The organism is Micromonospora wenchangensis, assembly GCF_002210435.1.
Taxonomy (GTDB): domain Bacteria; phylum Actinomycetota; class Actinomycetes; order Mycobacteriales; family Micromonosporaceae; genus Micromonospora; species Micromonospora wenchangensis.
The window spans coordinates 29,818-50,197 of the sequence record NZ_MZMV01000028.1 but is presented as its reverse complement, the minus strand read 5'-3'; the positions used below and the strand labels follow the sequence as shown (position 1 = coordinate 50,197).

Annotated in this window: 10 protein-coding genes and 1 tRNA gene; 8 read left to right on the top strand and 3 right to left on the bottom strand. The window is 71.8% G+C overall.

The window, feature by feature from the left end:
• Positions 1–302 precede the first annotated feature (302 nt).
• From B5D80_RS17660 to B5D80_RS17650, 3 genes are read left to right on the top strand one after another with little or no spacing between them, the layout of a single operon-like run.
• Positions 303–10,022 carry an endonuclease toxin domain-containing protein gene (locus tag B5D80_RS17660; RefSeq protein WP_158224206.1) on the top strand — a complete coding sequence of 3,240 codons (9,720 nt, stop codon included), beginning with the start codon at positions 303–305 and terminating at the stop codon, positions 10,020–10,022.
• 58 nt (positions 10,023–10,080) lie between these two features.
• On the top strand, positions 10,081–10,524 hold the full coding sequence (locus tag B5D80_RS17655) for a contact-dependent growth inhibition system immunity protein (RefSeq protein WP_088644986.1): 444 nt from the start codon (positions 10,081–10,083) through the stop codon (positions 10,522–10,524).
• A 3-nt stretch (positions 10,525–10,527) separates the two neighbouring features.
• Positions 10,528–12,015, top strand: coding sequence for a DUF7405 family protein (locus B5D80_RS17650; RefSeq protein WP_211291557.1), 1,488 nt, complete (start codon positions 10,528–10,530; stop codon positions 12,013–12,015).
• A gap of 79 nt (positions 12,016–12,094) precedes the next feature.
• Here the strand turns inward: B5D80_RS17650 and B5D80_RS17645 are convergent, their stop codons facing one another.
• Entirely contained in the window at positions 12,095–12,430 is a 336-nt protein-coding gene (locus B5D80_RS17645) for a hypothetical protein (protein ID WP_088644985.1), read from the bottom strand.
• 116 nt (positions 12,431–12,546) lie between these two features.
• Between B5D80_RS17645 and B5D80_RS33395 the strand changes: the two genes are divergently transcribed.
• From B5D80_RS33395 to B5D80_RS17620, 5 genes are all read left to right on the top strand, one after another.
• A tRNA-OTHER gene (locus B5D80_RS33395) sits at positions 12,547–12,674 on the top strand.
• Positions 12,675–12,729: 55 nt separating this feature from the next.
• The gene (locus B5D80_RS17640; protein ID WP_088644984.1) at positions 12,730–14,889 is read left to right on the top strand and encodes a hypothetical protein; all 2,160 of its coding nucleotides are present in this window, start codon (positions 12,730–12,732) and stop codon (positions 14,887–14,889) included.
• A 461-nt stretch (positions 14,890–15,350) separates the two neighbouring features.
• Positions 15,351–15,725 carry an ArsR/SmtB family transcription factor gene (locus tag B5D80_RS17630; RefSeq protein WP_088645018.1) on the top strand — a complete coding sequence of 125 codons (375 nt, stop codon included), beginning with the start codon at positions 15,351–15,353 and terminating at the stop codon, positions 15,723–15,725.
• Positions 15,722–16,201, top strand: a complete 480-nt coding sequence (locus B5D80_RS17625; RefSeq protein WP_088644982.1) for an SRPBCC family protein — start codon at positions 15,722–15,724, stop codon at positions 16,199–16,201. The genes B5D80_RS17630 and B5D80_RS17625 overlap by 4 nt, the downstream gene beginning before the upstream one ends.
• A 4-nt stretch (positions 16,202–16,205) precedes the next feature.
• Positions 16,206–16,769, top strand: a complete 564-nt coding sequence (locus B5D80_RS17620; protein WP_088644981.1) for a dihydrofolate reductase family protein — start codon at positions 16,206–16,208, stop codon at positions 16,767–16,769.
• 121 nt (positions 16,770–16,890) lie between these two features.
• Here B5D80_RS17620 and B5D80_RS17615 read toward each other — a convergent pair whose 3' ends face one another.
• Both B5D80_RS17615 and B5D80_RS17610 read right to left on the bottom strand, forming a co-directional pair.
• Positions 16,891–19,758: a tetratricopeptide repeat protein gene (locus B5D80_RS17615; protein WP_158224205.1), complete on the bottom strand. Its 2,868-nt coding sequence runs from the start codon at positions 19,756–19,758 to the stop codon at positions 16,891–16,893.
• A 1-nt stretch (position 19,759) separates the two neighbouring features.
• Positions 19,760–20,215 (bottom strand): hypothetical protein, encoded by a 456-nt coding sequence (locus B5D80_RS17610; RefSeq protein WP_144081696.1) that lies wholly within the window; start codon positions 20,213–20,215, stop codon positions 19,760–19,762.
• Between the last annotated feature and the right edge of the window lie 165 nt (positions 20,216–20,380).

The following is a 20,380-nucleotide window of genomic DNA, read 5'->3' as shown; positions in this document are numbered from 1 at the left end:
TGCATGCCCTATATCCCCTCCGAGCCGACACGTCGACCGTTCGCGCCGCATACGGTGCCAGTGCTGACTATCCCTCATCAATCGACAGGGGCCCTGACCTGCCCACTTTTGCCCGTGATCGGACTACACAATCAACTGTCCTATAGCTGACACCCCCGGTGGGGCCACAAACCGTTTCTGCCGGTAGAAGGCCCGATCACCGTGGGTGATCCAGCCGGGGGGTGCGCTGTTCACCCCGCCATCTACTTCGGTTGATGGATCTCGCCTATCTTGCGACCAGAAGTTGCGTCCGAGGAGGCAGCATGTCGGGACCGCTCGACCGCCGCACCATCCGATCGAGGGTCTGGGCAGGTGCCCGGCTGCGTTCCACCGCGACGCTCGCCACCCTCGTCCTGCTGCTGGCCTTCGCCGTCGGGGCGGACCTGCCGGACATGGTCCCGGCCTCGGTCTCCTGCGACTCCATCGGCTACGCCTACGACGCCGCCGGACAACTGGCCGGGGTGCAGGACCAGGGCGGCCGGACCGCCCGCTACCGGTACGACCCCACCGGCAACACCACCTCGGTCAGCAACGACGGCACCCCCGCCCTGGCCCTGCTGTCGGTGGTGCCGGCCCGCGCCGCCGTCGGCACCGAGGTGACCCTGGAGGGCGGCTGCTTCTCCACCGTGGCGACCGAGAACACCGTCGCGTTCAACGGCGTCCCCGCCACCGTCACCACAGCCACCGGCCGGCGTCTGGTCGCACGGGTCCCCGCCGCAGCGACCACCGGCCTGGTCACCGTCACCGTCGGCGGGGTCACCGCGACCAGCCCACAGTCCTTCGTGGTCACCGGACCCGACGAGTCCGCGCCCACCGTCACCGCCGTGACGCCCTCCGTCGTGACACCCGGCAGCACCGTCACCGTCGCCGGCACCGGCTTCGCCGCCCAGACCGCCGACAACGCCGTCACCCTCAACCGCACCCGCGCCTTCACCTCGACCGTCGCCGCAGGCAACCTGACCGTCGAGGTCCCCACCGGCGTCGCCTCCGGCCGCGTCGGCGTCCGCACCGCCCACGGCAGCGGGCAGAGCGCCGCCGACGTGTTCGTCGTGCCCGCCCCCTACACCGTGGCCGACGTGGCGCACACCGCCCGGGTCGCGCTCGGCGTCACCGCCTCCGTGCCGATCCCCAGCGCGGGCGACATCGCGCTGGTCGTGTTCGACCTGACCGAAGGACAACGGGCGAGCGTGCAACTCGCCGACGGCACCTTCGGCTCCTGCGGCATCTCCACCGCCAAACTCCTCGACCCGTTCGGGCGTACCGCGACGTCGGCCGGGTGCGTCGGGGCCACCGGCTTCATCGACACGGTCACGGCTCATACGGCGGGCACGTACACGCTGCTGCTCGCGGCGGCGAGCACGGCCACCGGCTCGATCTCCGCGACCGTACGGGACGTGCCGGCCGACGCCACGGCCGACACCACGGCCGGCGGCGACGCGGTCACCGTCACCACCACCGTGCCCGGGCAGAACGCCGCCGTGACCTTCGCCGGCAGCACCGGACAGCGGGTCTCGGTCAAACTCGGCGGTGGCACCTACGGCACCTACAACGCCGCCGTGACGCTGCGCAAGCCGGGCGGCGGCACGGTCGTCTCCAACGGCTCCTGCGGCACCGCCTGTTTCCTCGACACCACAGTGCTGCCGACCCAGGGCACGTACACCCTCGTCGTCGACCCGCAGGCCGCCACCACCGGGGCGATCACCGTCCAGGTGTACGACGTGCCGGCCGACGCCACGGCGGCCACCACACCCGGCGGCCCGCAGGTCACGGCGACCACGACGGTGCCCGGCCAGAACAGCGTCATCTCGTTCCCCGGCACCGCCGGCCAGCGGGTCCTCGTCCAACTCACCGGCGGAACGTACGGCACCTACAACGCATCGGCGGTGGTGCGCAAACCGGACGGCACCAACCTGACCGGCAGCGGATACTGCGGCCAGTCGTGCCTCTTCGAGACCACGGTGCTACCCGTCGACGGCACCTACACCATCCTGGTCAACCCCGACACCAGCTACGTCGGCGCGGTCACCGTGCAGGTCCACGACGTCCCGGCCGACACGACGGCGACCGCCACCCCCGGGGCCGGCGCGGTCACCGTGAGCACCACCGTCGGGCAGAACGCCGTGGTCGCGTTCGCCGGCACCGCCGGGCAGCGGGTGTCGGTGCAGTTCACCGGTGGCACGTACGGCACGTACAACGCGTCGGCGGTGGTGCGTAAGCCGGACGGGTCGACGTTGACCGGCAGCGCGTACTGCGGCGGGTCGTGTTTCTTCGACACGGTGACCCTCCCGGTCGACGGCACCTACACCATCCTGCTCAACCCCGACGGGGTCACCGTCGGCCAAGCCGCGGTGCAGATCCACCCGGTGCCGGCGGACGCCACGGCGACCGCCAGCCCGGGCGGCGCCCCGGTCACCGTCACCACCACCGTCCCGGGGCAGAACGCCGTGGTCGCGTTCGCCGGCACCGCCGGGCAGCGGGTGTCGGTGCAGTTCACCGGTGGCACGTACGGCACGTACAACGCGTCGGCGGTGGTGCGTAAGCCGGACGGGTCGACGTTGACCGGCAGCGCGTACTGCGGCGGGTCGTGTTTCTTCGACACGGTGACCCTCCCGGTCGACGGCACCTACACCATCCTGCTCAACCCGGACACCACCTACCTCGGCCAGGCCACCGTCCAGGTGCACAACGTGCCGGCCGACGCCTCGGCGACCACCAGCCCCGGTGGGGCGGCCGTGTCGGTGACCACCACCGTCCCGGGCCAGAACGCGGCAATCGCCTTCCCCGGCACGGCCGGGCAGGTCGTCTCGGTCACCCTCAGCGGCGGCACCTTCGGCACCTACGACGCCGGCGTGACCCTGCGCGCGCCGGACGGCTCCACCGTGGTCAGCGAGAACTACTGCGGCACCAGCTGCTCGTTCAACGCGGTCACCCTCCCGACCAGCGGCACCTACACCGTGCTGGTCAACCCGACCGGCACCACCCTCGGCGCGATCACCGCCCGCGTCTACGACCTGCCCAACGACGCGGTCGCCAACACCACCCCCGGTGGGGCGGCGGTGTCGGTGACCACCACCGTGCCGGGGCAGAACGCGGTCGTGTCGTTCCCGGCGGGCGCGGGGCAGCGGGTGGCGGTGCAGTTGTCCGGTGGGACGTTCGGCTCGTCCGAGGCGGCGGTGACGCTGCGTCGCCCTGACGGCAGCACCGTCGTGTCGAACACCTCCTGCGGCACGTCGTGCTTCCTCGACACCGCCGCGCTGCCGGTGGCCGGCACGTACACCGTGCTGGTCGACCCGAAGGGCACGGTCGTCGGCGCCATCACCGTCAAGGTGCACGCCGTGCCCGCCGACACCACCGCGAGCACCACCCCCGGTGGGGCGGCGGTGTCGGTGACCACCACCGTGCCGGGGCAGAACGCGGTCGTGTCGTTCCCGGCGGGCGCGGGGCAGCGGGTGGCGGTGCAGTTGTCCGGTGGGACGTTCGGCTCGTCCGAGGCGGCGGTGACGCTGCGGCGTCCCGACGGCGGCACCGTCGTGTCGAACACCTCCTGCGGCACGTCGTGCTTCCTGGACACCACCACCCTGCCGGTCGACGGCACCTACACCCTGCTGGTCGACCCGAGGACGACCGCCGTCGGGACGCTCACCGCCCGGGTGTACGCCGTGCCCGCCGACACCACCGCGAGCACCACCCCCGGTGGGGCGGCGGTGTCGGTGACCACCACCGTGCCGGGCCAGAACGCCGTCGTGTCGTTCCCCGGCACCGCCGGGCAGGTCGTCACCGTCAGCCTCACCGCCGGCGCGTTCGGCGGCGGCAGCGTCACCGCGACGCTGCGCGCACCCAACGGCAGCACCGTCAACTCCTCCTCCTGCACCACGAGCTGCTCGTTCAGCTCGGTGCCGCTGACCACCACCGGCACCTGGACGGTGCTGGTCGACCCGGCGGCGGCGGCCGTCGGCGGCCTCACCACGCAGGTGTTCGACGTGCCCGTCGACGCCACCGTCAGCACCACCCCCGGGGGCGACCCGGTCACCGTCACCACCGTCAGCCCCGGCCAGAACGCCGTGGTGACGTTCCCCGGCACCGCCGGACAGCGGATCCTGGTGCAGGGCACCGGCGGTACGTACGGCACCTACAACGCGACGGCGATCATCCGCAAGCCGGACGGGTCGAACCTGACCGGCAGCACGTACTGCGGGGCGACGTGCCTGTTCGACACGACGGTGCTCCCGGTCACCGGCACGTACAGCATCCTGATCGACCCGGCATCCACCTACACCGGCGCGCTCACCGTACGGGTCCACGACGTGCCGGCCGACGTCACCGCCGACACGGCCCCCGGCGGAGCCGGCGTCACCCTCACCACCACCGCCCCCGGCCAGAACGCGGTGCTGTCCTTCACCGGCGCGGCGGGTCAGCGGATCGTGGTGCAGGGCAGCGGCGGTACGTACGGCACCTACAACGCGACGGCGATCATCCGTAAGCCGGACGGGTCGAACCTGACCGGCAGCACGTACTGCGGGGCGTCGTGCTTCTTCGACACCACCACCCTGCCGGTGGCCGGCACGTACAGCATCCTGCTCAACCCGGACGCCCTGTACACCGGCGCGGTGACCCTCCGGGTCCACGACGTACCGACGGACACGACGGTCGGTGCCACCGTCGGCGGCCCGGCCGTGGCGGTGACCACCAGCGCGCCGGGGCAGAACGCGGTGCTGTCCTTCACCGGCGCGGCGGGTCAGCGGATCGTGGTGCAGGGCAGCGGCGGTACGTACGGCACCTACAACGCGACGGCGATCGTGCGCAAGCCGGACGGGTCGAACCTGACCGGCAGCGCGTACTGCGGGGCGACGTGCTTCTTCGACGTCACCACCCTGCCGGTGGCCGGCACGTACAGCATCCTGCTCAACCCCGACACCATGTACACCGGCACGGTCTCCCTGCGGATCTACGACGTCCCCGCCGACGCGGCCGCCGGCACGACCCCGGGCGGCAGCGCGGTCACCCTCACCACCGCAGGCCCCGGCCAGAACGCGGTGCTGTCGTTCCCCGGCACCGCCGGGCAGCGCATCGCGGTACAGGGCAGCGCCGGCAGCTACGGCACCTACAACGCCACGGCGGTCATCCGCAAACCGGACGGCACGACCCTCGGCAGCAGCGCGTACTGCGGGGCGACGTGCTTCTTCGACGTCACCACCCTGCCGGTGGCCGGCACGTACAGCATCCTGCTCAACCCCGACGCCATGTACACCGGCGCGGTCATCCTCCAGGTCTACGACGTCCCGGCCGACGCCACCGCAGCCGTCACCCCCGGCGGTGCGGCAGCCACCCTGACCACCACCGTGCCCGGCCAGAACGCCACCCTCACCTTCCCCGGCAGCGCCGGCCAGGTGGTCACCGTGGCGATGACCGCCGGCACCTACAGCCGCTACAACGCCACGGCCGTCATCCGCAAACCGGACGGCACGAACCTCGGCAGTAGCGTGTACTGCGGCGACACCTGCACCCTCAGCGCCGTCACCCTGCCGGTGGCCGGCACGTACACCGTCCTGGTCGACCCGTCGGCGGGCACCGTCGGCACCATCACCGGCGAGGTGCGGCTGCCGACCGCAGTCGCACCCGCGAGAAAGACGCAGACGCCGGCCCGGCCCGCCGGCGACCCCACCGAGGCATGGACCCCGGACCGGTTCAACCTCGCCGGCGAGGACTGGTCGAGCCACCGCACCGGCGCCTACGGGCATCTCCAGCCGGCACTGCGGGCCGACCGGGGCGTCACCGCCCTCGCCGGGCAGGCCCTGCTGCTCAACGGCCAGCCGCTCGCCGACGTCACCCTCACGGTGGGCCGGCGCAGCACCCGCACCGACGCCACCGGCCGGTTCCTGCTCACCGGACTCACCGCCGGCCACCACGTCCTGGTCATCGACGGGAAGACGGCGAGCCGCCCCGGCCGGGCGTTCGGCCGCTTCGAAACCGGGGTGGACCTGCGGGCGGGGGAGACCACCGAGCTGGGTTACCCGATCTGGATGACCCGCCTCGACACCGCCAACAGCGTCCGCTTCCCCTCACCCACCCGCAAGCAGACCGTCATCACCACCCCGGCCATCCCCGGTTTCGAGGTGCGGCTGCCCCAGGGCTCGGTGATCCGCGACCGGGCCGGCAAGCGGGTCACCGAACTGTCCATCACCGCCCTGCCCGTCGACCAGCCGCCGTTCCCACTCCCGGCCGGGGTACGCACCCCCGTCTACTTCACCGTGCAGCCGGGCGGCGCGGTCATCCTGCCCGAGGGCGCCCAGATCATCTACCCGAACACCCAGGGCCTCGCCCCCGGCAGCCGGCTCGACTTCTGGGACTACGACCCGGGCCGCCGGCCCTGCGTCAAGACGCCGGTGAAGTCGTACCCGAAGAAGCCCACCGGCACGGCGAAGACCCCCGCCGTCTGCGCGGTCACCGGCGCGCAGGCCGGCTGGTACATCTACGGCCACGGCACCGTCACACCCGACGGCCGGCAGATCATGCCCGACCCCGACGTGCGGGTCTGGGAGTTCACCGGGGCGATGTTCAACGGCAGCGGCAAACGCCCCGCCGGCACCGGCCCCTGCGAGGACGGCGACGACGGCGGCGACCCGGTCGACCTGGCCAGCGGCCTGTTCGTCGACGAACACACCGACCTGACCGTCAATGACGTGCTGCCCATCTCGATCACCCGCACCTACCGGCAGAACGACACCCAGAACCGCGAGTTCGGCATCGGCGCGAACTTCACCTACGGCATCTTCATCAACTCCAAGCAGGAGTACGTCGAGGCCGACCTGATCCTCCCGGACAGCGGCAAGGTCCACCTCGTGCGGACCAGCCCCGGCACCGGCTGGGTCGACGCGGTGTTCACCGCCGTCGACACCACCGGACCGTTCCGCGACGCGGTGATGAGCTGGAACGGCGACGGCTGGGACCTCGTCCGCACCGACGGCATGGTCTACGTCTTCGGGGAGAACACGCCACTACAGTCCATCCGGGACCGCCACGGCAACCAGATCACCCTCACCCGCGCAAGCGGCGGACAGGCCGGCGACATCACCCAGATCACCTCACCCAACGGCCGCTGGATCAAACTCAGCTACACCGCCGGCCGGGTCACCCGGGCCCAGGACAACGCCGGCCGGGCCGTGCAGTACGGCTACGACTCCGCCGGCCGGCTCACCACCGTCACCTCACCCGGCGGCCGGACCACCACCTACACCTACGACACCGCGCACCGGATGACCACGGTCACCGACGCCCGGGGCATCACCTACCTCACCAACAGCTACGACTCCGCCGGCCGCGTCGCCAGCCAGACCATGCCCGGCGGCGTCACCTACGGCTTCACCTACACCACCGACTCCGCCGGCAAGGTGGTGAAGACGGCGGTCACCGAACCCGACGGCAGCATCCGCGAGACCCGCTTCGACACCGCCGGCCGGGTGACCACCGAGACCACCGCCGCCGGCACCGCCCACGCCCGCACCTCGACCACCACCCGCGACCCCGCAACCCACCTGCCGACCGCGTTGGTCGACCCGTACGGCCGCCGCACCACCCTCGGATACGGATCGAACGGGCAACTCACCGGACTCACCACGCTCGCCGGCACCGCCGCCGCGCAGTCCGCCACCCTCACCGCCGGCGGGCCGTACCGGCAGCTCACCTCGGTCACCGACGACCAGGGCCGGACCACCCGGATGCAGTACGACGACCGGGGCGACCTCACCGCCGCCACCGACGCCGCCGGCCGCACCCGGCACTACACCTACAACACCGCCGGCCAGGTCACCGCGTTCACCGACCCCCTCGGCAACACCACCCGCTACACCTACGAACACGGCGACCTCGTCGCGGTGACCGACCCGCTGGGCCGGACCACCCGCAGCTTCGTCGACGCCGTCGGCCGCCCGGTCGCGGTCACCGACGCCAACGGCGTCCTGGAGCAGGTCCGCTACGACCCGGACAACCAGGTCGTCACCAGCACCGACGGCCTCGGCCGGGCCACCACCTTCAGCTACGACGGCAACGGCAACCTGACCACGGTCACCGACGCCCGCGGCAACAGCACAAGCATCGCCTACGACAGCTCCGACCGCCCCGTCACCGTCACCGACCCCCGCGGCAAGCAGGCCCACCAGACCTACGACGTGCTCGGCCGGGTCGTCTCGGCCACCGACCGACGCGGCAAGACCACCGTCACCGGTTACGACGTCCTCGGCCGCACCACCTTCATCGGATACGGCGCCACCGCCGGCCCGACCTACGAGAGCACCAGACAGTTCAGCTACGACACCCTCGACCGGCTCACCACCATCACCGACTCCACCGGTGGCCCGCTCACCCTCGGCTGGAACGACCTCGACCAGGTCGTCAGCGTCACCGGCCCGACCGGCACCGTCGGCTACAGCTACGACGCGGCCGGCCGACGCTCCGCCATGACCGTGCCCGGCCAACCCGCCGTCTCCTACAGCTACGACCCGACCGGACTGATCGAGCAGATCACCCAGGGCGGCACCACCGCCACCTGGCACCGCGACGCCGCCGGCCGCACCACCCGCGTCGACCAGGCCGGCGTCACCGCCCGCTACGCCTACGACGCCGCCTCCCAACTCACCCGGCTGTCCTACGAGACCACCGGTGGAGTTCCGATCGGCGATCTGCGCTACGGCTACGACGGCACCGGTCGGGTGGCGGACCTGACCGGCAGCCTCGCCCAGGTCACCGTCCCCGCCACCGGACCGACCGCCAGCTACGACGCGGCGAACCGGCTGACCGGCCGCGGCGCGCAGACGTTCAGCTACGACGACGAGGGCAACCTGACCGGCGACGGCGTACGCGGCTACACCTGGAACGCCCGGGGTGAGCTGACCGGGGTGACCGGGCCGGGCCTGACCACCGCCTACGGCTACGACGCCGCCGGCCGGCTGGCCAACCGGACCGCCGCCGGAGCCACCACCACCTTCGGCTACGACGGCCCGAACCTGGTCCGGGAACAGACCGGCACGGCGGTCGCCGACCGGCTCACCGCCGGACTGGACCAGACCCTGACCCGCACCGACGCCGCCGGCACCCGGGTGCCGGCCACCGACCCGCTGGGCAGCGTGCTCGGCCTGGCCGACTCCGCCGGCACGCTGACCACCCGCTACACCTACGACCCGTTCGGCGCGGTCACCACCAGCGGCGCGACCAGCGGCAACACCCAGGGGTTCACCGGCCGGGAACGCGACGCCGACACCGGACTGACCTACCACCGGGCCCGCTGGTACAGCCCGGAGACGGGCCGGTTCCTCAGCCAGGACCCGGCCGGGTTCGGCGGCGGCAGCACCAACCTCTACACCTACGCCCTCAACGACCCGGTCAACCTCTCCGACCCCAACGGCGACTGCCCGATCTGCGTGCCGATCCTGATCGGGGCGCTGATCGGCGGTGCCTCCTCGGTCGGCATCGGCGCGGGCCTGGCCGCGCTGACCGGCCGCAAGTACAGCATGGGCGACGCCCTGAAGGACTTCGCCATCGGCGGCGCACTGGGGGCACTCACCGGCGGCCTCGGCGCGTACCTCAAGGCCGGCAGTTCGGTGTGGAAGCTCAACCAGTTCGAACGCGGCCTGGCCATCGAGGCCAAACTCGGCGGCAACCTGCCCCGCAGCTTCCCGACCATCGACCGGTTCGCCAACGGCACCGCCACCAGCATCAAGAGCGTCGACCTCACCGCGAAGAGCTACCAGAGCGCCAGCCAGCTCACCAGCCGCCTCCAGGGCTACGTCGACAAGGCCGCCGGCTTCGCCAAGAGCAACCCCGTCACCTGGGACGGCGTCACCATCAGACCCGGTCAGGTCGCCGCCCGGGAGTTGGAGATCGCCGTCCAACGCGGCGCGGCCACCAGCGCCCAGCAGAACGCGCTCAACCAGATCGTCCAGTACGGTGCCCAGAAGGGGGTGACCGTGCGGATCATCCCGATCAGATAGACCACCGGGGACGTCCCACGGGCAGCCTGGGGCGTCCCCCTCTCCACCGAGGACACCGATGACCAGACTCGCCGGACTCGACCTGCGCAGAGGTCGGTACGTCGCGCACTCCTCCTCGCTGACCGTCGACGGCATGTGGATCGCCAACGGCACCTTCCTGCTTCTCGACGAGCCGACCGACGACCGGGAGCTGGGTGCGGCGGTGTCCCGCATGCTCGACGCCTCGCGCACCGGGGTGCCCACCCCCGACCTGCGGAACGGGCCGTCCCCCTTCGCACCCGTCCTCGACGCCCTCGGCCTACGCACCTACGCCACCTACGCCAAGGGCACCCGGCACGTCGACGTCGAGCGGGACGCCGACGTGGTGCTGGTCAGCCCCACCCGCAACGGCGGGGCCCGGGAGGGCTTCGTCGAGCTCACCGAACACACGGTGCGGCTCACCACCCCCGGTGACGAGGAACTCGGCGAGGCGGTACGCGCCGCGCTCGACCGGTCGAGCTGAGGCATGAACGACCAGCCCCGACTCAGCCGCCGCACCATGCTGGCCGGCGGCGCGCTGGCCATGGCGGCCTCAGCCCTCGCCGCCTGCTCGGCCGACGCGCGCACCCCGGCCCGCCCGGCCGCCCCCGACCCGGCGGCAGGGCTGCCCGACATCCAGTTCGACGTGGCCCGGTTCAGCGCACCCGAGCAGTCCTCGCCCACCGGCGGCCCGTTCGTCATGCCACCCGTACACACCGTCTACCTGACCGCCGCACTGTCGCGGACCCCCGGCGGCGACGACCAACGGGAGTTGACCCGGGTGCTCGCCGCCCTGGAGTCGCGCTACCCGTTCGGCGCGGCGGACCTGATGACCTTCGTCTCCTACGGCCTGCCCTACTTCCGCCGCCTACCCGGCGGTCTCACCGGCGACCTGGTCGGCGCGCACCTGCCCCGCCTGCTCGCCGACCCGGCCCGCTCGGTGCTGGAGGAGGCGGTGCCCGCGCCGACCGACGTCCACCCGGACAACCCGGGGGTGACCAAGAAACGGTTCACCGTGCCGGTCCGGATCGAGGCGAACGACCTGCTGTTCACCTTCCGCAGCGACCGGGCGGCGGTGATCCAGGACGTGCTGGCCTGGTTCGACGGCAACGGCACGCTCGCCGGCCGGCCGACACCCCCACCAGCCTTCGCCGGACTGCTCACGATCACCTCCAGCCGGCACATGTTCACCCAGGTCGGCCTACCCCGCTCGGTGGCCGAACAGAACCAACTGCCGTACGCCCGGTTCATCCAACCCGACTCGCCGATGTGGATGGGCTTCTCCGACCAGCAGGTCAACGCCTCCGGGCCCCCGGAGATCTGCACCTTCGCCGGCCACCCCTCGGCCCGGCTGAGCACCGCCCGCCCCGGCGACTACCTCGACAACGGCAGCATCCAGCACCTGTCGCACGTCATCCTCGACATGCTCCAGTTCTACGACATGGCCGCACCGGACACCCCGCCCAGCGACAACGGCAACTTCACCAAGCGGGTGCAGTACATGTTCCACGCCCCGCCGGTACACCCGGGCAACCCCGACCAGCTCACCGACGGCGGCGGGCCGTCCTTCCTCCCCGCCGACAACCGTGGCCCGGACTACGCCGAGCGCACCGCCCGGGGGGTCGGCCTGCCCGCGGGCGAGCGACGGATGGGGCACCTGTCCACCCTCCAGCGCAGCTCCCGGGCACCCGACGGCACCCCCATGCACCTGCGGGTGGACGGCCCGGGCTTCGACCCGATGGACACCCCGGACGGCAGCAGCCAACCGAAACTGCACTTCAGCGTCTTCGTGCCGACGGCGGACTTCTTCACCCGGATGCGACGCAGCCAGGCATCGGTGGACCTGGTGCGCAAGCACCGGGTGGCCGAGCAGGACAACGGCCTGGAACGCTTCCTGACCTGCACCCGCCGACAGAACTTCCTGATTCCGCCCCGGCGGCACCGGGCCTTCCCGCTCGTGGAGTTGGCCGACTAGCACTCCAGCCGCACCGGCCCTATCTACGCTTTCCGCAGCTCGTCGCCATGATCGGCGCCTCCCGGGTACCCGTTCGCGGTCAGGCGCGAGCCGATGTCGCCCGGGCCGCGGTCGCCGCCACGATCGCGGCCAGGTCGGCGGGAGCGTCGACGGGAACGAGGTGTCCGCTGTGCGGGAGCAGGTGCTCGTCGAGGTGGTCCGCGATCAGCGTGAGCTGCCGCGCCGGGGCGTCCCCCACCGTCGAGGCGTCGACGGCTGTCACCGGCATGGTCAGCCGGCCGTGCCCGGCCCAGGAACGGTTCCCCTGCGCGTTCGCGAGACCGGCCGGTGCCTGGTGGAACCCGAACCACCACGGTCCGCCGGCGCTCAGGAACGCCTCCGCGCCGGCGAGTCCGCTGATGACTGCCGCCCTCACCGGGAGGCCCGCCGGCCGGCCACTGCGATCACCGCCCCGGGGCGGCCCTCCCCGGCCCGGCGGTGACGTCGAATCCCGCTAGCCATGTCGCCCCGGCTGATGGATGATCGACATCCGGGTCGTTAGCTCAACTGGCTAGAGCATCCGACTGAGTAGCGCGTCCGCCCTCCGCTGTGCGGCGATGGATGCGCTTCCTTCTCCCTGTTGGATCGGAAGGTTCGGGGTTCGAGTCCCCGGCGACCCACCGTGCCACTGCTGCGCGCCGCCACCTGCCACAACCGACCGGAACGGAGGAGCACGTGATCGAGAAGCTGATCATCCAGAAGACCCTGCGCGTACCGGCGAGCACGGCCGCGGCCGGTGACGGCACGACGGTGGCCCGGCAGTTGGACGCGGCGCTGCTCGATGTCGGGTTCTCGGCCTCGCGGGCCCTGCTGGAGCACGTCGGCGCCCTGGCCCCCGCGCCGGCGATGGATCTCGCCGCCACGGTCGTCTCAGCGGTACGCGAGCTGGTCGGCGACCATGTCCGGCACAACGCCTACTTCATCGGTTTCCCGCACGACGTGCCGGACACCATCGAGTTCTGGGTCGACCGGCTGCGGGCGGCAGTGCTCGCCGGCGGAGGCACGGCGACTGACGCGCAGCTGCGCCACGCCGCCGTCTCGGGCGGGGTGAACCTGCTCGACCTGCCGGCCTACGGCACCTACCAGCACACCTACGCGGAGCTGCTGGCCGCGCACGACACGCTGGTCGCCGCAGCCGGTGACCGGGTGACCCTGCTGCATCTCGGTGCCGCCCCCGAGGTGGAGGCGGAACGGCTCTACCTCGCCCTGGCCGGCAGCCCGACGCCGCACGGCGAGGCCGACCTCGCGATCCTCGGCGAGCTGGCGGTCGCCTGCGCGGACGGCGCGCAGCCGACCGAGATTCCGGTACGGGAGAACCGTGCCGTCCTCAACGGGATCCGGCTCGTCCTCGGCCGGCCGCTGGTCGGCGTGGACACCACGACCGACGTGCTGCGCCTCGCCTGCCAGGTTTCCGGCGGGGACGTCTCGCTGGCGGCACCCACGCGGTTTCGTGCCTTCCGACGCCCGGAGCGGCGGATGCTGTTGGCCGCGCTGAACGAGGTCGTCGCCGCGAACCCGGACAAGCTCGGTGACGTCGCGCGCTACGCGGAGCGCTGGAAGCGGCTCGGGGAACGGCTGCACCCCCACGAGTACGACCAGTGGCCGCACGCGCAGGAGGTGTTCACGGTCGCGCGTGGTCAGCGGCGGGTGCACAACCTCGCCGGTCGCGCCGAGGCGGCCATCCGCGCCGGTGCCGTCGGTCCGGCCGCCTCGGTGCTGTCGGCCGCGCCGGGACTGCTCCTGCGATCCGCCGACCGGCTGCTGCGGCTGGCGTCACCGTCGGAGCGGACCACGGTCGTCGACGCGGTCACCGGCGCGCTCGGCTCGGCATCAGGCCGGGTGCTCCTGTCGCTGCGGGAGCACGTCGACAACCGGCTCACCCCCGCCTCCGCCCGGATGTACGCGAGCCGCTCCCGCATGGCGTGGGTCGGTCCCGACGAGCGGCCACCGCTGCCGGCCGGGTTGGTGGCCGAGTTGTCGTCGCTGCTCGACGCCGAGATCAGCGCCCGGTTGCCGCAGTGGCACCGGCCGCTGCTGGTGGATCCGGAGGTGCTCGACGTCGCCCTGCCGTTGTCCGGCAAGGCGGCCGAGGGCGGTTTCGCGATCATGCCCAGGGGCTCGCGGGCCTCGGTCTCCGGCGAACTGCTGCGCTTCTTCACCTACTGGCGTCAGACCAGCCGCCGCACCGACTACGACCTGTCGCTGCTGCTGCTCGACGAGGACTTCCACAGTGCCGGTCAGGTGTCGTGGACGAACTACCGGCACGACGGCGTGGTGCACTCCGGCGACGTCACCGACGCGCGCAACGGTGCGACCGAGTTCATCGACGTGCCGCTGACCGTCGGCGGACGGTACGTGGTTCCGCAGGTCAACATCTACGCGGGGGAGTCGTTCGACGAGGTCGCCGAGTCGATGTTCGGGTACCAGACCCGGGCGCGGGACCAGGGCGGCGCGCCGTTCGACGCGCGGACCGTGCGGGCGCGGTCGCACCTGCGCGGCCAGGGCCGGGTCGCGCTGCCGATGGTGTTCACCAGGAACGGGCATGGTTGGCAGGCGGTGTGGCTGCACCTGTACCTGGGGGGACGGCCGTCGTTCAACCGGGTGGAGGAGAACACGTTCACCACTGCCGACCGGGTGCGGGCACTGGTGGAGCGGCGGTACCTCACCGTGTCCTACCTTGTCGACCGGTGGCGCGCGCGGGCCGAGGTGACGACGTGGAACGGCCGGCCGCCGGACGGGCCGGTCACCTTCGTCGGCATCGAGGCCCCGGAGAACCTGCCGGACGGATCGGAGGCGTTCACCCTGGGTCGACTCAACGAGTTGATCCCTCAGTAAGCTGCGACAGTCGAGGCCATGCGGGTGCTTCCTGCTGTTCCGTTCGATTCGGGACCTCCGCGCAGGCGGAGGATCTGGTATTCAGCCCCCGCGCTCTCCTCGACGTCCGGTCCTCTGCGCCCCCAGTCGTGACGAGGAGCAGGAAACCCTGCCCCCACCGATAGGGAACCGCTTCATAGGCAGCAACAACCGAACCCGATCCCTCCTCTCGATGACGTCGCGGCCGTCGGCGTCCTGCTGACGGGGCGCACAGCCGGCCTTACGTGGGGCGGCCATCGTGTCGGCCGTGGTGGCTCGGCTGGCGAGCACGGTCGGGGGAGTGGACGCAGGCTGAGCTTGCTGCCGTCGGCCTGTCCAGGCGACGTCGGGCAGCCGGGCGTAGATGAGGGTCGTCCCCTTCGTTGACAGTGCCGATCGCGACGCTATACGTTTAACATGTTGGTTAAGTGAGAGGGCTCTCGATGGTAGCCACCGATCAGCTCAGCGCGGTGTTCGCGGCGCTCGCCGATCCCACCCGACGGGCGATCATCGCCACGTTGGCCACACGCGACGCCACCGTCACCGAGCTCACCGCCCCGCTGTCGATCTCGATGCCGGCGGTGTCCCGGCACCTGAAGGTGCTGGAGCGCGCCGCGCTCATCTCGCGGTCGCGGTCGGGCAAGTGGCGCGCGAGCCACCTCGAGGCTGCCCCGCTGCGCGAGGCGGCCGACTGGATCGAGGAGTACCGGCGTTTGTGGGACTCGTCCCTCACCCGCCTCGACGTCCATCTCGCCGCGATGCAGGCCGCTGAGCGGGCGACGGACCCGGCGTCGGACGACGATCAGGAGAGGGAATGAGACCGACGACTCCGCAGCTGACGATCTCGCGTCTGTTCGACGCGCCGCGCAAGCTCGTCTACCGCGCTTTCACCGATCCCGAACACCTGGCGGCGTGGTGGGGCCCGATCGGGAACTCACTGCCGCACGACGAGATCGAGTTCGACGTACGCCCGGGCGGGTTCCAACGGTGGACCGAGGTCAACGCCGCCGACCCCGGCCTTCGCGTGCACGTCCACATCGACCTCACCGACGTCGTCGACGGCGAGTTGATCGACGGTGTCATGCGCGTCAGCGGGCGGCTGCACCAGGGCATCGAGCCGTTCGCGACGAGACTGCGCATCGAGTTCCACGACGACGCGGACGGTCGGACGCGACTGGAGATCCGCCAGTGGCTCCCCGAACACCTGGCGCGGCCGAGCGGGGAGGGCTGGCGTCAAGCGTTCACCAAGCTCGACGCCAACCTGGCGAATGTCCGGCTGATCACCGAGAGGTAGGGGCATGGCAAAGCTGATCTACATGAACAACGTCTCGCTCGACGGCTACATGGAGGACGAACACGGCACCTTCGCCTGGCTCCCCATCGACGACGAGGTGTTCGCGTTCCACACCGAACGCCTGCGGCCTGTGGGCACGTTCCTCTACGGGCGACGCCTGTACGAGGCGATGGCCGTCTGGGAGACCGACCCCGCTCTGGCCGCGAAGTCGGACCTCATGGCCGACTTCGCCAGCGCCTGGCAGAGGGCGAGCAAGATCGTCTACTCCACCACCCTGACCGACGTCTCCACTGCTGACACCCGGATCGAACGCCGTTTCGACCCCTCGGCCGTCCGCAGGTTGAAGGCCACAGCCAGCAGCGACCTGATGATCGGAGGCGCCAACCTCGCGGCACAGGCATTCGACGCCGGACTGCTCGACGAGTGCCAACTGTTCATCCTGCCCGTCGTCGTCGGTGGGGGTAAACCAGGGCTGCCCACCGGCCTACGCGCCGAGCTCGAACTCCTCGAGGAGCGCCGATTCGGAAACGGCGTCGTACACCTGCGCTACCGCCCCCTCGGACAGTGAACGACAAGCCCTTTCCGGCAGCCGGGCAGCGCGGATCGGGCGGCAGCGAGATCCCTCGGCCCCAGTAAGGCATGCGACCAGCAGCGACGGCCGCAGCGGGCAGGAACCGGTGCCGGCGGAGCTACGGCGTCGAACTGCCGTCCGACCGGTCCCGGAGAACTCGGCGACCGCCCCACGACGACGGCCTACCCGACCTGGCCTCGGCGAGCGCGAGCCCCAGCAGGACGACGAACGCCGCCTGGTGGAACTCCGGCGGAAAGATCCCGGGCGGGATCGCCCCCGGGTGAAGGCTGACGAGCCACCGCTGCACCAACGCCGCGCTCTCGTGTTCGTCGACGCCGGCGAACGCCCCGACCGCGCGTTCATAGTGGCGTCGCACCTCGTGGTCCTGCCCCGTGTCGAGCAGGGCCAGGCAGAGGCCGATCAGCGCCTTGCCTTCGCGGTACCGGTCGCCGACCGCCCGGAAGATGTCGGCGGCCCGGCGATGGGCGACGGCCGCGTCCGCCGACCGCTGCGCCGCCCGCAGGTTGTTGCCGAGGTTGTTCGCGGCGACGCCCTCACCCTGCCGGTCACCGGCCTCGCGGTACGCCTGCATCGCCTGTTCGTAGGCTTCGGTTGCCTCGTCGAACCGCTCTGCCTCCTGCAGCGCCACACCGAGGTTGCTCAGCGCGATGCCCTCATTGCGCCGGTCGCCGATCTCGCGGTACACCTCAGCCGCCCTGGTGTGGGCGACCGCCGCTTCGGCATACCGCCCGTTTCTCCGCAGGGCCAGGCCGAGGCCGGTCAACGCCATGCCCTCGTCGCTGCGGTCACCGCCGTCCCCGAAGAGCTCGACGGCCCGGGTGTGTGCGGCTGCGGCCTCGTCGAACCGCCCCACCTCCCGCAGCGCCGAGCCCAGATGGTGCCGTGCCTCGGCTTCGTGACGCCGGTCGTCGAGCTCGCGGAAGATGTCCGCGGCTCGGGCGTGCACCGCGACGGCCTGCTCGTGCTGCCGCACCTCCTGTAGGTCCGCGCCGAGGTTGTCCAGGGCGAGACCATCCCCCTGCCGGTCCCCGGTCTCGCGGCAGATCTCGGCGGCCCGGGTGTGGGCGGTGATCGCCTCGTCGAACCGTCCCAGCGCCCGCAGCACCTGGCCGAGGTTGTTCAGCGCCAGGCCTTCGCTGTGCCGGGCGTCGATCTCACGGTAGATGTCCAACGCCCGGGTGTGGGCGGTGATCGCCTCGTCGAACCGCCCCACCGCCCGCAGGGCCAGGCCGAGATTGTTCAGCGCCATGCCCACGTCGTGCCGGTCACCGGTCTCCCCGATGAGTTCGACCGCCTGGGTGTGGGCGGTGACCGCCTCGTCTGACCGGCCTGCCTCGTTGAGGGCCACGCCCAGGTTGCTCAGCGCCATTCCTTCGCCGTGCCGGTCCCCGGCCTGCCGGCAGATAGCCCGGAAGCTGTCGGTGACGGTGATCAGCTCGGACAGGTGCCGACGGAACGACAGGAATATGTGCAGGAGGGATGCCAACCCGATGCTGGCCGTGCGGTGCCCGTGGACGCCCGCGGTCGTACAGACGGCGACCAGATTGGGTCGTTCGGTCTCCAACCAGGCCAGCGCCTGCTCCCGGGTGGAAAAGGTGGCAACGACCGGGGGCGGTTGCATCTGCCCGGCCGCCCCGTAGGTGGTCTCGATCCGGGCCAACTCCTCCGCCGGAACGGAGCGCCCGGTCAGCGCGGCGGCGACCGACGGCGGCTGCAGATGGGCACTGGCAGCGGCGGTGGCCGCGACATAGTAGGTGAACAGCCGGGCACGGGCGGCATCCCGGGCATCGGCTTCGGTCGTCGCGTCCGACTGCTCCTCGGCGTACAGGCGGACCAGATCGTGCATCCGCCATCGCCCCCAACCGGGGCCGGGCTCGACAAGATGGGCCCGGGCCAGGTCCGCCAGCAGCGTTTCGGCCCGGTGCGCGTCGGTGTCGACCAGGCACGCGGCGGCATCCGTCCCGGCGTCCGGCCCGGGATTGACCGACAGCAGCCGGAACAGACGGGCCTGGACGGGGCTGAGTTGCCGGTAGGACAGGTCGAACGCGGCACGCACCGCACGGTCCTCCCGGCTCAGCCGGTCCAGCCGGGTGTGCGCGGCGCGCAACGCCTCCGCGAGGGAGGCCAGCGTACGGGTGCCGGTGTCGGCCAGCAGGCCGGCGGCGATGTGCAGCGCCAGCGGCAGGCCCGCGCACAGCTCGGCGATCTCGGCGGCGGCCTGCGGCTCGTCGTGTCCCCTCGTGTCGGCCGGGCCGCGTAGCTGTTGCAACTGGTCGGCCAGGAGCCGCACGGACGTCTCGACGTCCAGCACGTCCAGGTCGTGCAGCCGGGCCCCGACCGCCAGGGTGTGTCGGGAGGTGATCAGCGTGGCGGTGCTGTCGTCGCTCGGCAGCAGCGGCGTCACCTGGGCGACGGTCGCTGCGTTGTCGATCACCAGGAGCAGCCGCCGGTCCTGTGCGGCGTAGGCGGCCAGCACGCTGCGGAACAGCGCGGCACGGTCCTGCTCGCCCGCCGGGATGTACTCACCGGGCAGACCCAGTACCTGCAACAGGCCGAGCAGTGCCGCGCCGGGCGACAGGCGTCGTTGCGGGTCGTAGCCGAACATGTCCACGAACAGCACTCCGCCGGGGAACCACCCCGGCCGGCGCTGGGCCCGGGTGGCGGCCTGCACGACCAGTTCGGTCTTGCCGACACCGGCCAGTCCGGCCACCGCCGAGACCGGTCCCGCTCCGCTGCCCGCGCCGGGTGCCAGCTCCTTGAGCAGCAGCTCGACCTCGGTTTCCCGACCGGTGAAGGACGTCGTGGCCCGGGGTAACCCGGCGGGGGTGACCTGCGGAGGCAGGGTCACGGTGACGGCGTGCCCCTGGACCACCGCGTTGAGGAACACCCCGCCCGTGATCGTGTTCGAGGTCGTCCCCTCCGTCCGCCGGCCGAAGAGTCGTCGTCCGAACCCGTCGCCCTTCACGTCATCGCCCCGGGGACGGGTCGGCCCCGTCGTCGTGGACCGGCGGGTCGTGCGGCTGCCGGACGATGTCACGGGCCTGGACGACCGGACCGTGGAACCTGCCGGTCGTGATCGTGTTGGTCACCCGACCGGCGACGGCCGGCGGGGACGCGGGGGAGGGCGGGCCGCCGGCCGTCAGGTCACGGGCCTGGACGACCGACTGGGCGAACTCGCCGCCCTCGATCGTGTTGTCGACCCGATCGACCGGACCGGCGTGCGACGCGGACCTGCGGGTCGCTGCCGCAGTGTAGGCGGTCAGCGCCAGCCCCAGCACGGTGGCGAAGATCCCGAGCGTGCTGGCCCACTTGTCGGCCTCCGTCACGCCCACGTGGGCGAACGCCACGCCGAGGCCGACCAGGCCCAGCGAGCAGACCACACCGGCCGTCCACCCGGCGACCTTCCTGCTACGACGGGTCATCGTTCCATTATCTACCGTAACCGCCACCCGTGGAACCGCAGCCGGTCGGCGGCCCGCAGCCCGGCGCCGAGGGGGCACGATGTCTCCTAGGACGCTTTAGGGAGTGCCCGGTCATCCGCCCGCGCAGACGCCCCACCGGCCGCGACCGCTGGCGGACAGTACCGC